Below are 14,774 nucleotides of genomic sequence, written 5' to 3'. Positions count from 1 at the left end.
TAAATCCTAAAAATTATAATCGATTTTTTAATTAGCGGATTTTATTATTGCAATTCCGCTGCTCGTTCCTAATCTATTAGCTCCCGCGTTTATCATTTTTATAGCGTCTTCGTAAGTTTTAATTCCGCCCGAAGCTTTAACTCCCATTTTATCGCCAACTGTTTTTCGCATAAGTTCAATATCATGTTCGGTTGCTCCGCCCGTAGAAAATCCCGTTGAAGTTTTTACAAAATCCGCTCCGTATTCTTTCGCTATTTGACAAGCTAAAATTTTTTCTTTGTCGGTTAAAAGGCAAGTTTCAATAATTACTTTAAGGACGGCAGCATGACAAGTTTCTCTAACTTTTTTTATATCTCTTTCAAATAAATCTATCTTATTGCTTTTTAAAAGTCCTATATTCATAACCATATCTATTTCATCGGCTCCGCTATCAATCGCAAATTTTGATTCGTAAGCTTTTGCTTCTTTTATCATAGCGCCAAGCGGAAAACCTACAACGGAACAAACTTTAACATTTGAATGAAGTAAAAAATTATAAGCGACATTAACATAAGCGGAGTTTACGCAAACGGAATAAAAATTATATTCTTTTGCTTCGATGCATAATCTTCTTATATCATCTATTGTGGCGTCTGGTTTTAATATAGTATGGTCTATTAATTGATTTATATTTTGCATTTTATACCTCTGATAATAGTATTATATAAAAGATTGTATTATTGTCAAATTATATTTTGAAAAGTTGCAGTTTTTAGTATTGCTTTTTTTTTTAATTATGTTATAATAATTATAATCCTAAAAAAATTATAGTAGCGCGGGCGTCGTATAATGGTTATTACCTTAGACTTCCAATCTAAAGATGACGGTTCGATTCCGTTCGCCCGCTTATAATCATTATCGTATGAAATCTATAACAAAAGAAGCGAAAGAATTATTAAAACGAAGAGATTTACTTAAATCTTCAATATTTTCAAACTTATCAAATACCGAAGAATTAAATAATTTATCAGAAAAACTTGAAATATATAAAAATGGAATTAGAAAAGCCAAAGAAGATAAAGAGAGCGAAGAGCATTGCAAAAATATATTGAAAGATTTTTTAAACGGAGCATTTAAATATAATTGCAATACCAAAGGAAAAATAGATTTAACTATAAAATACGAAGGCGATATAAAAGCGATTATAGAAACTAAAAATTATGACAATAAAACGGAAATGATAAAAGATAACGATTATTATTATAAATCTTTTTATCAATCGGTTCTTTATTATTATCAGAGTAGAAAAAATATTAATAAAGATATGACGGTAGAACATATAATTATTACAGATTTTGAAAATATATATTTATTTTTAAGAAGCGATTTTGAATATTTGACGGCAAATAAACAGATAATAAATTTTTTTAATGTTAAGAAAATAGACACTAACACTAAAGATTTTTATAATTCTTCAAAAGCGATACTTGAAAAAATTAATCGCGAAGTTGTCGGTTATAAGATTAATTTATTTGAAGACGATGCGGAAATTATATTTAAATTTTTAAGCCCTTATAATATTTGTTCTTTGAAAACGAATAACGATTTTAATATTATATCGAATACTTTTTATAGAGAGATAATTTATATGATGGGACTTGAAGAAACTAAAGATAAAAAATTGGTTTTGAATAAAGTCGACAATACTCTTATAAAATTAACTATGGATATTTTGGACGAAGATTTAAAAGGCGAAGAAAAATTTGAAACGGCTTTAAAATTAAATATTTTATGGATTAATAGAATTTTATTTTTAAAAATACTAGAAGCTCAATTAAGAGTTTTTAGAGATGATAATAATTTGCATATTTTAAATTATAATGAAATTGTAGATTATTCTTTTTTATACACTTTATTTTTTAAAGTTTTGGCAAAAAGCAAAGAAAGAAGAATAACGGAAAATAAAGAAAACGAATATTATAAACATATTCCTTATTTGAATAGCTCTTTATTTGAAGAAACTGAAGAAGAAAAAATTAACTCTATAACAAAATTAAATAATTCTTTGAAAATGAAAATAATGTCGGGAAGCGTTTTATATAAAGACAGAGATTTTGATAAAAAAGAATTAAATTTTTTAGAATATATTTTAAGATTTTTAAATTGCTATATATTCAACGCTATAAACGACAGTTCAAATATTAACAAAAATACAATAATTAAATCTTCAATTTTGGGATTAGTTTTTGAAAGATTAAACGGTTATAAAGACGGTTCGCATTTTACTCCGCCAGCGATTACAATGTATATGGCTAAATATTCTATAGAAAAAGCGATTGTCAATAAATTTAATAAATTTTTTAAAGACGCAAATTTTAAGAATATTGACGAAATAAAAATTTATGTCGATGCGAATATACATAAAATTAAAGAGCAAGTAAAATATATTTTGGATTCTATTACTATAATAGACCCCGCTTGCGGAAGCGGGCATTTCTTGGTTGCTTGTTTAAATGAACTTATAAAAATAAAAAGTTATTTGCATGTTTTGTCTAACGATATTAAAGTAGATATAGAAGATGACGAGCTTGTTATTAATTATATAAACGGGGCGGAATATAAATATAATATGGAAGGCGGAAATATTAGCGAGATAAAACAGAAAATACAAAAAATTTTATTTGAAGCGAAAAAACATATTATAAATAATCAACTTTATGGAGTCGATATAAATCCTAATTCGGTAAATATTTGCAGGTTGAGGCTTTGGATAGAATTATTAAAATCGAGCTATTATTTGGAAAATAACGGAGCGGATAAATATATAGATTTAGAAATTCTGCCAAATTTGGAGTTTAAAGTTTTGTCGGCAAATAGTTTGATAGAACTTGAAGAAAAAGAAGGAAATAATAATTTAAAACTTGCTTACGATAAAACGGAATTAGTAAAAAATATGAGAGAATATTTTAACGCCGATTTTGAAACAAAAAAAGAAATTAGAAAAAAGGTTTTAAAATTATTAAAAGAATATTCGCAATATAATACAAAATTGAAAGATTATAATCCTTTCGATATGCTTAAAAGTTATGATTTTTTCGATAGCGAGATAATGTTTGGAATCGATAGTTTTGATATTGTTATTGGAAATCCGCCTTATGTTTCTAATAAAGAAATTAAAAATAAAGATATGGTTAGTTATAAAAAGCTATACGGAATACAAGACGATTTATATTATTATTTTTATATAAAAGGAATTAAATTATTAGAAGATAAAGGCATATTGTCTTATATAAGTTCAAATAGTTTTTTGACAATTCAAAGTAAAAAAGGATTGAGAGAAATACTACAAAATAAGCATTTATTGGAAATTATAAATACGGGGAATGTTTTTGAACATGCGGAAGTCGAACCTGCGATAGTTACGCTTATAAACGAGGATTTAAATAATTACGAATTTAATTATTCTGATAATACAAAAGAAGATAATCCCGTATCTGAAAATAATTCTATAAAAATAAATGTAGATATATTTATTAATTCGCCAAATTCTATTTTCTTTACGCCAAATGAATTTAATATGCGACTTTATAATAAATTTGTAAAAGAGGCTTCCGTTCTTATAAATCAAAAATGGAATTTGATAAAAACAAGTAGAGATATAGAGAAAAATCAAAGCGCTTTACAAAATTATAGAAATTCTTTGAAAGAAGGAGATATTACTTTATTAGGTTTAATAACTGAAGGCGGGCAAGGTTTGGCTACGGCTAATAATGGTAAATATGTAGGAATTATTGAAAATACAAAAGACGCCGAAAGAGTTTATAATCAAAGATTGGAAAAAATAAAATATTTTAATAAAGAATATAATACAAATTATGATATTTCTAAAATGAAAGAAAAAGAAATAAGAGAACTTTTTGATTTATTAAAAGAAAAACATGGAAGAGATATTTTCGGACAGGGATTTATATATAGAATAGTTTCAAAAAATGAAATAGCGGATATTAATAATTTGAGTAAAGACGAAAAAGAAAATGGTATAGAAAATAAAAAAAGTTTTGTTCCTTATGATAAAGGAGATAAAGAAGGCAATAAATGGTATTCGCCAACTGTATTTGCAATCGATTGGAATTCAAACAATGTTAAATTTTTAAAAGAAAATAGCGGGAAAAAAGGTGAAGGAATGCCTGTTTTTAGAAATCCACAATTTTATTTTAAAGAAGGTTTTAGTTGGAATAATGTTTTAAATCCAAATTCGGAATATATAAAAGCAAGATATAAGGAAATTTCTATTAACGATGTAGCAAGTATGAGTTTATACAGTCTATACGAAAATACTTCAAGCAAATATTTTTTAGTATTATTAAATTCTTATTTTCTATTTTATTATTTAAGAATTTTTATAAATAATACGGTTAATTTGCAAATAAACGATGTAAGGCAATTACCGATTATTATACCTAATAAAAAGCAATTAAAACAAGCTGAAATTTTATTTGATAGAGGAAAAGATATTAAAGAAAAAAGAATAAATAATTTGATTAGCGAAGAGCAAGAGCAAAAAGAATTGAAAAAATTGCAGGAAGAGGTTGATGGGTTTGTTTGCGAGTTGTATGGTATTGAAAGGTAAAAACATATAGAAAATTATATTATTTGATATATAATTTATAATAATAATAAATAAAGGTAATACTATGGGTAAAGTAGAAAAAATATTAAGAGCTTATTCTTTATCGGTTGATGAGATGTCTAACACTCCTAATTTATTTAGAGATTTATTAGAATATATAACAAAATTAGGAAATACTTCAGAAAATAGGATGATGCCCATAGAAAATCTGCATAATATAGAAGAGGTGGATTTTATTAATTGGTATTACAAAGGCAATAATTATATATTTGGTTGTATATTAAGAATGAAAAAAGGGATTGCTAAAAGCATTTTTAAAGAACAATTACAAAAACCTATGATAGCATATGAAGATATAGAAACAAAAGAAAAAAATAATTCAAATATTGAAGGATTTATAGTAAATAGATATTACTTTTGCCTTAACGATAAATATGTAATTTTAGCGTTAAGGCATAGTGTTGATTTATTTGAAACATATATTAATTTTTTATTAAAAAAAATTAACAAGAGTTATTATATAGTTAATAGTATAGTAAAAGATTTAAATAACAAATCGGAACACTTTATAGAAAAGATAATTATAGGAAATAAATCTCGTATAACTAAAGATATAACTAAAGATATAACTAATAATAGTTTTCTAAAAAAGATGTTTGGGATTGCTAATAATTTATACGAAAAAGAATATGAAATATCAAATATAATAAGAGCTAGAATTATATTAACAATAAAAAATCCAGATGATGTCGGATTATTTTTGAAAGCGATGCCAGACGATTATATAACGGTTCAAACTTCAGACGGTAAAATTATAGATGGTAGTAAATATAAAGTTGCACAAATAGTAAATATAGCTACTAATAAAAATAATTCTATAAAAGAAGAAGAATTAAAACAGCAAATGGTTTCTTTCTTGTATAAAGTATCAAATAATAAAGAAGTGATATAAAAATGAAAACAATTTTATTTAAGTTGATAATATGTTTGATTATATTTTTTATAATTTCTTTATTGTTATCATTTACAAATATAAAAAACTTAAATATTGATTTTATTAATATTCAGGATATTTTATTTACAGTAATAGGAATAGTTTTTTCAGTTGGTTATAGCGTTATAATAGGATTTAGTTTAAGTGGGATTAAAAATGAAGAATATCTTAATTCATTTAGAAAAGATTTAAATAATATATCTATTGCATTTATAATCTATTTTATGCTTTCTATATTGGTGTATATTTTATCAAAAATTGATTTTGGTTTGACATTTATAAATATATTTTGCGTATTGACATTAATATATATTATAATTTTTCTTATATACAATTTTCATAGATTACAAGAAACTAAAATGCAAATAGAAGATAGATTGCAAAAAGAAAATAATAAAAATAAATAAGTAAATTAATAGATTGCTTCACCCACGCTCGCTCACTTTGTGCGCCTCGCTCGGCGATGACGGTTTAAATTTATTTTGAAGTTGATAAAAAGACAGAAAAGGAAATTGTTAATTTGGTTGAGAAAGTTATTGAAGGGAAGAAGAAAGGGATTGATACGAGAGAGTTTGAAGAGGAGATTGATAGGTTGGTTTATTGGTTGTATGGTTTGAGTGAGGAGGAGGTTGGGATTATTGAGGGGAAGAATTAAATTTAATAAAAATAACGGATATTATAGTTTTTCTATTTCTTCAATGCTTAATCCCGTATGTTCCGATATAAATTTATTATCAAGCCCAGAATTTTTTAAACTTTTAGCTATAGCATAATTTCGTTCTTTTCTACCTTCTTTTATACCTTTTCGTCTTTCATCTTTAAGCATTATTTGTTTATCGTATTGATAGATTTCTTTTTTCTCATACTCGCTCATCATTAATCGACTTCTAATAAAATTATTATATCGTTTATGCGCTTCTTCCATTATAGGTTTTTCTTTTACTATTTCTGACATATAAGCCTCCATAATTATTTGTAGTGAAAAATCCAAGCCAATAATTTAAATCCTTTTTTAAATCATTATCTTTGAATTTAAATTTCTTTAATTCTATTATATGTATCTGCAAATGGTCTGTTAATAGATTTTTATTTTTTGTATCGTAAATCATATAGCAACTGTGGATATTTTTATTAACCTTGTTTAAATTAAAATTAAGAAGATTAATACTTATCACAGGCGTTAAGTCTTCATACTCTTCGCCTTTATTTAAAAGTTTACTATAATTTGCAGCCCAATAATATAATATTCTTTCGGGAAATCTTAAATTACCTGAAAGCTGAACCTCGATAATTACAACCATTCCATTTTTTGTAATACATTTTACATCAACGATTGTCTCTTTATCTTTATAATGTCTTTTTAGATTAAACGGATTAAGAATTTCAACCGCTTTAAAAGTTTTCATGTCGGCGCTAATCATAACGGCGTTGATAAAATCAAGTAAAACTTTCTCTCCGCCTTTGTCCGTGAAAAAATACCGAACGAAACAATCATTTAATGCATTAAAAGGTTTTTTATTCATAAGAATATTATAACAGAATAATTTTATTTGTCAAAAAAGAATTTCTATTATTTTAGTTGTTAAAGTATTTTGCTTTTTTTAGTTTGTATTACCACGCTATAGCTTGCAATGACAAAATATAAATTCTTATCGATTTAATTCTTTTCAAAATAATATTTTAAATAATCGTTTATTATAAATATGCAATTATTTTTATCTGTAAAATATAAATAAGTGTTTGCATAATATCTACCGCCAAAAATCATAGTGAATTTATAATTTGTTTCTACGCTTCTATGTTGTCCGATTTTGAAACTTGCCGATTTAATGCCTTTTTCCTCAAAAATTCCGTATCCGAAATTATCTATTATGAGTTTTCTTCCAAAATTGTCGTAATATTCTCCGCTTCTTTTTGAAAGAAAAATATCGTTGGAATATAATATTTGAAAATAAATAAAAAAGAATAATAAAATTATTTTTAATTTGAAATGCATATTTCCTCCGTTTGATTAAATTTATTAATGGTTTAGAATTATTATATATTAGAATTATTGAAAATGTAATTAATCGATTTTTTAGTTTAACGCGCTTTATCGCGAAAACTTGAAATAACATTTAAATAAAAAATAGAAAATAATTATAAATATACAAATAAACTTTTGCTTTTGAAATTAATAATCTCTTCTGCCCTTCTTTATATTTCCTTCAAAATCAACCGTAATATTTGTTCGATTTTTAAACTTTATTTTATACGCGTTTTTTTGTTTTTTTACATAAATAACTTTTTCGTTTGGAAATTCTTTTTTTATAGAATTAATAACTTCTTTCTCCAAATATTCTATATTTATTTCATCTCCGCCTCCGCTTATAGTCGTCCATTCGCCTTTTGAATTGATATATATTTTAAGTCCGCCTTTGAATATAAGAGTAAACGAGCCAGAATTTTCAACCGCTCTGTATAAATAATAATCGGCAAAATATGTGTCCGCAAAATTAATCGCGCTTTTAGGAATTTCGCTCATAGCGACAGACGATGCAAACAAATTAAAAGCCGTAATAAAACTTAAAACGATAATTATTTTTTTCATTTATTTTTTTCTCCTTAAAAAATTAAAATTAATTAAATATTTTATTTTATAATTTAACATGTCCTGCAATATAATATCTTCCATCGGTAGAACCTTGAAAACCTATTGCAAACTCCGCAGGACCCGCCGCAAATTTTCCAAATATAGCATATTCCAAATAAGCTTTCGCGTTTTTATTCACAATATGAACCATCTCTCTTAAAGCGATATTTAGCATATACCATTCAAAACCTTGTTCTAAACGAATATAATGAGCGTCATTTTCTCTCCAAGTATATTCCGCTATAGCGTTTAGCCAAATTGTTTCGCTTAAAAAAGGAAATCTTAAAGTAGCCGAAGCCTGAATTAAAGACTCGAATAAAGTTATATGATAATCTTGAGGAGCTTTTCTATTTTCATGCTCGTATAATAATCTTAATTCTATATTAGGAATATTAAATCTAAATAAAAACGCTTTCGGTATGCTGTGTCTAAAATCTCCCTGCGAATAAGCTATTTCGTAATGATTGCCTATAAAACCGACTCTTATTCCAGGTCCGTTTAATACTTGAGGCAAATAATAATTTGGAGTGTCTATATTCGCTGGATTAAATAAAGTGTCGCTATTTGTTGAAGTATTTAAAGTCGTATAATAATAATGAGGCATTAACATGAATGTAGTAGTATTGATATCGAAAGTCGCTCTTCCTCTTGCCGAAACTAAAATTCTATCGATAAATATAACTTGCGCTCCGCCGTCATAAAGTCCCGCGTTTCCTTTTATATATCCATAATCATTTGTAGGTTCATGCGTATCAAAATAACCAAATGCAGTTATAAATCCCGTGAAAGCTATATAATCGTTATGAAAAGTCTGCCCAAGCGAAACGAAAGTGTCTCGCATATTAAAAGTATTCGTATGAGCCGCGTAAGAAAAAGTTGAAGTTAAATGAAATTCTAAAGGATATTTTTGAAAGAAAGATAAATTCGTGTTATTCAAATCGGGCAATTTTCTTTTATAATCGTCTCTTATTAAATCGTTTTTTATATATTGCGGAAGTTTATTATTTCCTTCTCTTCCGATAAACATATCAAACGCGCTCGGTAATTTTGGCATTATTGCGTTTGAATAATTTTCTTGAGCGATTAATAGAATATTTGATATAATCAATAAAGTTAAAATAAATTTTTTCATCTATAAGCCTTTTATAAATAATTAAGTTAAATTATATTTATTATAATAATCTAAATTGATTAAAAAGTAAAGTTTTTTAATTCTAATTAATAGTAGTCGCCTGCTTTTCTTGTAAATCAGTAATAGTTTTATTAAGGTCGTATTCTCTTCTAGGCAATCCTCCGCTTGGAAAGTCGGTTAAAGTAAATTCAATCCAAAATTCTTTGCTCCAATAAGAGCCTTTTACCGAACCGCTCGCAATATCCGAAGGCAAAGTTGAAGGGCGAATTGAAAAAGTGGCAAGAAATTCCCATCCGTCCAAATCATGCCAAATGCTCATTTCTATAGAACTTAATTTAAATAAACTGTCCGTTCTCTTTTTAGAATCTTTGAAATTAAAAGAATCTATAATATCCCAAAAAGGATTAACCCAAGTTTCATTTTCTTTTTGCGCGTATGATTTTATATATCTGTAAGCTCTGTTATTTTCGCTTGTTGTTGCAAATCTAAATCGCCATTGTTCTAATAATTCAAATTCTATTCCGAATATAAACGAAGCCGTATTATATTTATAATTGATAAAATCATGGCTATATGATATATCAAAAAATATTTCAAAAGAGTTTATATAATCGTCAAAAAAAGGTCGCTTGCCATTTCTTAATAATATCCAATCGGTAATCTTTCCAATCGGTATAGGAATATGCAAAATACCCTTTATATTATTAGCGGTTAAATTCGTTCCTAATAAATTTTTTCCCACATTATAAGTTATAGAAGATTGGTCATAATATAGTCTCGTAGAACCTCCGACTTCCGTATTCAATAATTTATTTGTAGAGATAGTAATTTTATACATTTTTCTTTCCCAATCATAATAAGGCTTCATATCTAATCCCGTTCTAATATATCCGCTTAAATCCAAATTCAAATTAGGAATATAAAATAAACTATAACCCGTTCCGCCTATAGATAATCTTGTATTAATATCATGAGCGTTAAACTCTCCGCTTGAACTTGCATTAGTATTTCCTTCAACGGTATTTTCTTTAAATCGATAGCCTAAATTATAAGAACTATCCCAAGTAATAGTAGGAGTAAAATAATTATCCCATTGATAAGGAACAACGCTATTAGGTAAAAACATCGAAAAACTCAAAGTTGTTCCCAAACCAAAATAAGTGCTGTTTCTATCGTAAATTAAATCTTCAGGTTTTGGATTAATGCTCTTTTGATAACTATAATCGGCTTTAGCTGTCGGAGTAAATCTTATAAATTCATTTGTAAAGCTTCTCGATAAATTTCCATATAAAGTTAAATTATCTCTTTCCGCTACTTTTTCTTTTAATTTGTCGTCAAGTTGTGGATTATTGTGAAAATATATTCCTTCGGAAGTTTTATAATTAATAGTATGAGCGTAAGTTCCGCCTAAAGAATAATTAATATTTAAATTTTGAAAATAATAAGAAGTTTCATCTCCCCAAACTGAACTATAACTTGCTTCTAAAGATGGCAATGTCAATTTGCTCGGTTTTGGCATATAATAATCAAAATTCGTATTATGTTCTACCGAAAGATTTCTAACGGCGGCTAAATCCCATTGCGCTCCAACTTTAAGATTAACTCCGTAAATCGTGTTATTAAGATAAATTGAATTCTCAAGAGAACTTTCAGGATAAGAATTTCCTATATCGTCCAATTTTCCCGTTAATGAAGTAAAGAAAGAAACTATATCTAAAGCTCCTCTTTCATTATAAAAATCAGACTTAAAATATAAATCGCTATTTAAATTTAATCTTCCCGTGACATAACTATTTATATTTTCGCCATTATATAATTGTATCGTGTGGTCGTATTCAAATTTAAATCTTGGAACAAATTTTCCAGCCTTTCCTCCAGAAAAATAGTTAACATATCTCGTCCCAAATCCTACGCTTGAAGAAATATAAGAATCTAATAAATAATATTGTCTTCCCATAGCAAACATCGCATCTAAAGATAAATCATGATATTGACTCGTATATCTTATTTCATCTCCTAAAAGAAAACCTAATTTTTGATAAGCGTCAAATCTTAATCTATGTTGCATTCCGTATATGTCAAAAGTTTTGCTATTTTGCATATAAACGCCTTCTCTTAAAGATGTGCCGAAAGTTGATATTATTCCCGTTCCCATATAATTCTGCAAAAATAATGGAAAATAAAACACGGGCTGCCTTCCGACTCTATACACGCTGTTAAATACCATAAACTTTTTAGTATCCCATAAATATACTTTGCTTGCCAAAAAGTCATGAGCTACGGGTGTTAAACGCGAAAAACTTACTCTGCTATTATCTGCAAAAAAATTCTCATTGTTAAATTTTATAATATCGCCTTCTATTCTATAAGATTGGAATTTTGTTCCGCCTCCAAATAAAACTCCTTTCTTACTTTCTCTATTAAGCATAAACCATTCGCCTTTAAGGTCGTTATCGGAAGATTGAACTCTTAAATTTCCTTCTGCAAATACTTCGCCAGTTTTTAAGCTATAAACGACTCTGTCCGCAGATAATGTATTATTATATAATTCAAGAGTGACATTTCCATACAAAAATATTATCTCTTCGTCCGCTTCTTTAATAGTATATCTTTCAACATAATCGGCGCTTTTAAGTTGGACTCTTCCTCCGCCTCTTCCGATAGTGCTTCTTGCAACATCTTTTATTTCGGCTTCTCCTTTTACTCTTTCAACTTTAACATTAACCTGTCTTTTTATTATTTTCGCTCTTAAATCGGCTTCGCTATCGTAAGGATATATTTCTATTCCATTAACTCTCGCATATTCCAATAATAAATTATAAGGAGTAAAGTTAACTATATTAATAAATGAAACGGGATTTTTCATCGCGTCAAATTTATTTATAAGCATTAAAGCGTTAGGATTTCCATTTTCATTCGTATTATTATTTTGATTAGTATTTTGGTTATTATTGTTTTGAGGATATAAATAAACATTAAAGATTAATGTAGATAAAAGCAAAATTAAGATTCGCATTATACCTCTTAATAATCGCTAATTTAAGAAAATTTTATTTTAAAGAAATTGCGTTTACCTACTTTTAAAACGCATTCTTTTAATATATTAAAATTCATATCGGTAATTTTTTCGCTATCCATAGAAACGCTTCCTTGAGAAATTAATCTTTTCAAATTCGATTTGCTTTCGGATTTCATACATAAAGACAATACGCTTAATATATTATTATCGTTTTTATCAATAATAATTTCTTCAATATCGTCAGGCAAACCTTTTGAGCTAAATATTCTTTTAAACTCTTCTTCAGCCGCGTTAGATTCTTCTTCGCTATGATATAATTTAACTATTTCTTTAGCCAATATAGATTTTACATTTCTTGGATTTTCGCCTTTTTCCATAGACATAGAATAATTTTTTATCTCATCCATAGGAATATCGGTTACAAGTTCCATATATTTTGTAATTAAATTATCGGGAATGCTCATAGCTTTTCCATACATATCTTTTGGAGAATCGTATATTCCGATATAATTCCCTAAAGATTTACTCATTTTATTTACTCCGTCCAAACCTTCAAGCAAAGGAACTGTTATAACGGCTTGAGGAGAAAGTCCATACTCTTTCATTAAACTTCTTCCGACTAATAAATTAAATTTTTGGTCTGTGCCTCCAAGTTCTATATCGCATTCCAAAGAAACCGAATCGTAGCCTTGAGCCAAAGGATATAAAAATTCCATTATGCTTATTGCTTGTCCGTTTTTATATCTATTTGAAAAATCGTCTCTCTCTATCATTTGCGCAACCGTATATCTCGAAGTTAATCCTAAAACATCGGCAAAATTCATTTTTTCAAGCCATTTTGAATTAAAATCAATTATAGTTTTTTCTGGGTCTAAAATTTTAAATACCTGCTGTTTATAAGTTTCGGCATTTTTCAAAACATCTTCCGTAGTTAATCTTGGACGAGTTTTAGTTTTTCCCGAAGGGTCGCCTATTCTTCCCGTAAAGTCGCCTATTAAAAAAATTACTTTATGCCCCAATATTTGAAAATGTCGCATTTTTTTCAATAAAACCGTATGTCCTAAATGAATATCGGGAGCGGTTGGGTCAAATCCCGCTTTTATAGTTAATTGTTTTCCTTCTTTTAATTTTTCTTTTATCTCTTCGAGTCCTATAACTTCGTTTATTCCGCGAGTAATTAATTCAATAGATTCTTCTACTGTGAATTTTTTATTTTCTTTCAAATTTTCCATAATTATAACAACCTCTAATTGATATATAAATAATATTTAATATATTTTCGGAATAATTCATAATATATAGTGTAGATTTTAAATTATTTTATTTTAAAAGAATAATAATTAATAACAATAATTTTTTAATAAGTCGCCTTGTTTTATATTTCTTTCATTCATTTTCTTTATTATCAAATTTATAATTTCATTTTTCGATTTTTTCCATTTTGGAGCGATTAAACTATCTCTCAAACTGTCGCCCGTTAATCTTGATATAATTATATTTTTTTTAGTAAAACCCAAAGCCTCTGCAATTAATTCAATATAATAATCTTCGTCTAAAGTTGGAAAATCAAATTCATTATAAATATTTTCAAAATGACTGCCTCGCACAATATCAAGTTGATGAAATTTTACGGCGTCAATTTTTAATTTTGAAATATCTTTAATAGTTTTTATCATATCGTTTTTATCTTCAATTATTATTTTATTATTTTCGATTCTTTTCGGAAGTCCAAAAATTATATGAGCGCAAATTATAAGATTTTTGTAATTTTCTTTTATATTATTAACCGTTTCTACAAAAGATTTATAATTATGTCCTCTGTTTATAAAATTTAAAGTTTCATCGTTTGAAGATTGTATTCCCATTTCAAGCCAAATTTCTTTATCGTTTTCTTTAGCCAAATCGTTTAATTTTTTTAAAGTTTCTTCTTCGAGCATATCGCTTCTTGCTCCAAACATAAGTCCAACGCAATCGTCAAATTTTATTAATCTTTCAGCGTAAAATAAAGATTCTTTTGAAGCCAATTTTGAAAGCGGAGTTCCAAGTTGAAAATATCCATAATATTTTTTATATCTATTTTTATAATTTTTAATTCCGTTCAGCCATTGATTTTCTATTTCATCTTCTTTAATGTAAGGCGGTTTATAACTTTCCAAATTACAAAATTTGCATCCGCCATCGTTTAATTTATGAGCGCATCCAAAATCGGTATTTATTGAAATTTTACCTACTTTAATTTTGAATTTATTTTTCGCATAATCGGAAAAAGAATAATAAGGTTTTTCGTTATTAAGATTATTTGAATTTTTCATTGATAAAGTATATAAAATGATTGATATTTGTCAAATAAAAAATTAATCTATTAAATAATTTATTTAAGATAGCGAT

Annotated in this window: 11 protein-coding genes, 1 tRNA gene and 1 pseudogene; 5 read left to right on the top strand and 8 right to left on the bottom strand. The window is 26.8% G+C overall.

Annotated features, from left to right (window positions below):
- Positions 1-27: 27 nt before the first annotated feature.
- On the bottom strand, positions 28-678 hold the full coding sequence (gene deoC, locus EPJ79_RS07995) for a deoxyribose-phosphate aldolase (RefSeq protein WP_147525920.1): 651 nt from the start codon (positions 676-678) through the stop codon (positions 28-30).
- A gap of 136 nt (positions 679-814) precedes the next feature.
- Between deoC and EPJ79_RS07990 the strand changes: the two genes are divergently transcribed.
- The 5 genes from EPJ79_RS07990 (at position 815) to EPJ79_RS11920 (ending at position 6,258) form a co-directional block, all read left to right on the top strand.
- Positions 815-886, top strand: a tRNA-Gly gene (locus tag EPJ79_RS07990).
- Positions 860-4,609: a type IIG restriction enzyme/methyltransferase gene (locus tag EPJ79_RS07985; RefSeq protein WP_147739088.1), complete on the top strand. Its 3,750-nt coding sequence runs from the start codon at positions 860-862 to the stop codon at positions 4,607-4,609. The genes EPJ79_RS07990 and EPJ79_RS07985 overlap by 27 nt, the downstream gene beginning before the upstream one ends.
- Positions 4,610-4,673: 64 nt before the next feature.
- Positions 4,674-5,561 carry a hypothetical protein gene (locus tag EPJ79_RS07980; protein ID WP_147739087.1) on the top strand — a complete coding sequence of 296 codons (888 nt, stop codon included), beginning with the start codon at positions 4,674-4,676 and terminating at the stop codon, positions 5,559-5,561.
- Between the two features lie 2 nt (positions 5,562-5,563).
- On the top strand, positions 5,564-6,010 hold the full coding sequence (locus EPJ79_RS07975; RefSeq protein ID WP_147739086.1) for a hypothetical protein: 447 nt from the start codon (positions 5,564-5,566) through the stop codon (positions 6,008-6,010).
- Between the two features lie 113 nt (positions 6,011-6,123).
- A complete protein-coding gene (locus EPJ79_RS11920; protein ID WP_274596000.1) occupies positions 6,124-6,258 on the top strand; it encodes a hypothetical protein in 135 nt (44 codons plus the stop codon).
- Between the two features lie 21 nt (positions 6,259-6,279).
- Here the strand turns inward: EPJ79_RS11920 and EPJ79_RS07970 are convergent.
- The 7 genes and pseudogenes from EPJ79_RS07970 to mnmL all read right to left on the bottom strand — a co-directional run bounded on the left by EPJ79_RS07970 (position 6,280) and on the right by mnmL (position 14,698).
- A pseudogene (locus tag EPJ79_RS07970) lies at positions 6,280-7,126 on the bottom strand (Rpn family recombination-promoting nuclease/putative transposase).
- 134 nt (positions 7,127-7,260) lie between these two features.
- Positions 7,261-7,599, bottom strand: a complete 339-nt coding sequence (locus EPJ79_RS07965; protein ID WP_147739085.1) for a hypothetical protein — start codon at positions 7,597-7,599, stop codon at positions 7,261-7,263.
- Positions 7,600-7,776: 177 nt separating this feature from the next.
- Complete coding sequence (locus EPJ79_RS07960; RefSeq protein ID WP_147739084.1) at positions 7,777-8,193, bottom strand: PepSY-like domain-containing protein; 417 nt, start codon at positions 8,191-8,193, stop codon at positions 7,777-7,779.
- A gap of 46 nt (positions 8,194-8,239) precedes the next feature.
- Entirely contained in the window at positions 8,240-9,367 is a 1,128-nt protein-coding gene (locus tag EPJ79_RS07955; protein ID WP_147739083.1) for a hypothetical protein, read from the bottom strand.
- Positions 9,368-9,449: 82 nt separating this feature from the next.
- On the bottom strand, positions 9,450-12,383 hold the full coding sequence (locus tag EPJ79_RS07950) for an LPS-assembly protein LptD (protein ID WP_147739082.1): 2,934 nt from the start codon (positions 12,381-12,383) through the stop codon (positions 9,450-9,452).
- A gap of 23 nt (positions 12,384-12,406) precedes the next feature.
- The gene (tyrS, locus tag EPJ79_RS07945; RefSeq protein ID WP_147739081.1) at positions 12,407-13,618 is read right to left on the bottom strand and encodes a tyrosine--tRNA ligase; all 1,212 of its coding nucleotides are present in this window, start codon (positions 13,616-13,618) and stop codon (positions 12,407-12,409) included.
- Positions 13,619-13,726: 108 nt separating this feature from the next.
- Entirely contained in the window at positions 13,727-14,698 is a 972-nt protein-coding gene (gene mnmL / locus EPJ79_RS07940; protein ID WP_147739080.1) for a tRNA modification radical SAM protein MnmL/YtqA, read from the bottom strand.
- Positions 14,699-14,774 lie beyond the last annotated feature (76 nt).

Source organism: Brachyspira aalborgi, assembly GCF_008016455.1.
GTDB classification, from domain to species: Bacteria; Spirochaetota; Brachyspiria; order Brachyspirales; family Brachyspiraceae; genus Brachyspira; species Brachyspira aalborgi.
This window is presented reverse-complemented; position numbering and strand designations above follow the sequence as displayed.

Excerpts from the sequence above, each read along its gene's own strand:
- deoC (WP_147525920.1), bottom strand. The coding sequence starts at position 678 with ATGCAAAATATAAATCAATTAATAGACCATACTATATTAAAACCAGAC.
- EPJ79_RS07960 (WP_147739084.1), bottom strand. The coding sequence starts at position 8,193 with ATGAAAAAAATAATTATCGTTTTAAGTTTTATTACGGCTTTTAATTTG.
- EPJ79_RS07985 (WP_147739088.1), top strand. The coding sequence starts at position 860 with ATGACGGTTCGATTCCGTTCGCCCGCTTATAATCATTATCGTATGAAA.
- EPJ79_RS07950 (WP_147739082.1), bottom strand. The coding sequence starts at position 12,383 with ATGCGAATCTTAATTTTGCTTTTATCTACATTAATCTTTAATGTTTAT.
- EPJ79_RS07955 (WP_147739083.1), bottom strand. The coding sequence starts at position 9,367 with ATGAAAAAATTTATTTTAACTTTATTGATTATATCAAATATTCTATTA.
- mnmL (WP_147739080.1), bottom strand. The coding sequence starts at position 14,698 with ATGAAAAATTCAAATAATCTTAATAACGAAAAACCTTATTATTCTTTT.
- EPJ79_RS07965 (WP_147739085.1), bottom strand. The coding sequence starts at position 7,599 with ATGCATTTCAAATTAAAAATAATTTTATTATTCTTTTTTATTTATTTT.
- tyrS (WP_147739081.1), bottom strand. The coding sequence starts at position 13,618 with ATGGAAAATTTGAAAGAAAATAAAAAATTCACAGTAGAAGAATCTATT.
- EPJ79_RS07980 (WP_147739087.1), top strand. The coding sequence starts at position 4,674 with ATGGGTAAAGTAGAAAAAATATTAAGAGCTTATTCTTTATCGGTTGAT.
- EPJ79_RS07975 (WP_147739086.1), top strand. The coding sequence starts at position 5,564 with ATGAAAACAATTTTATTTAAGTTGATAATATGTTTGATTATATTTTTT.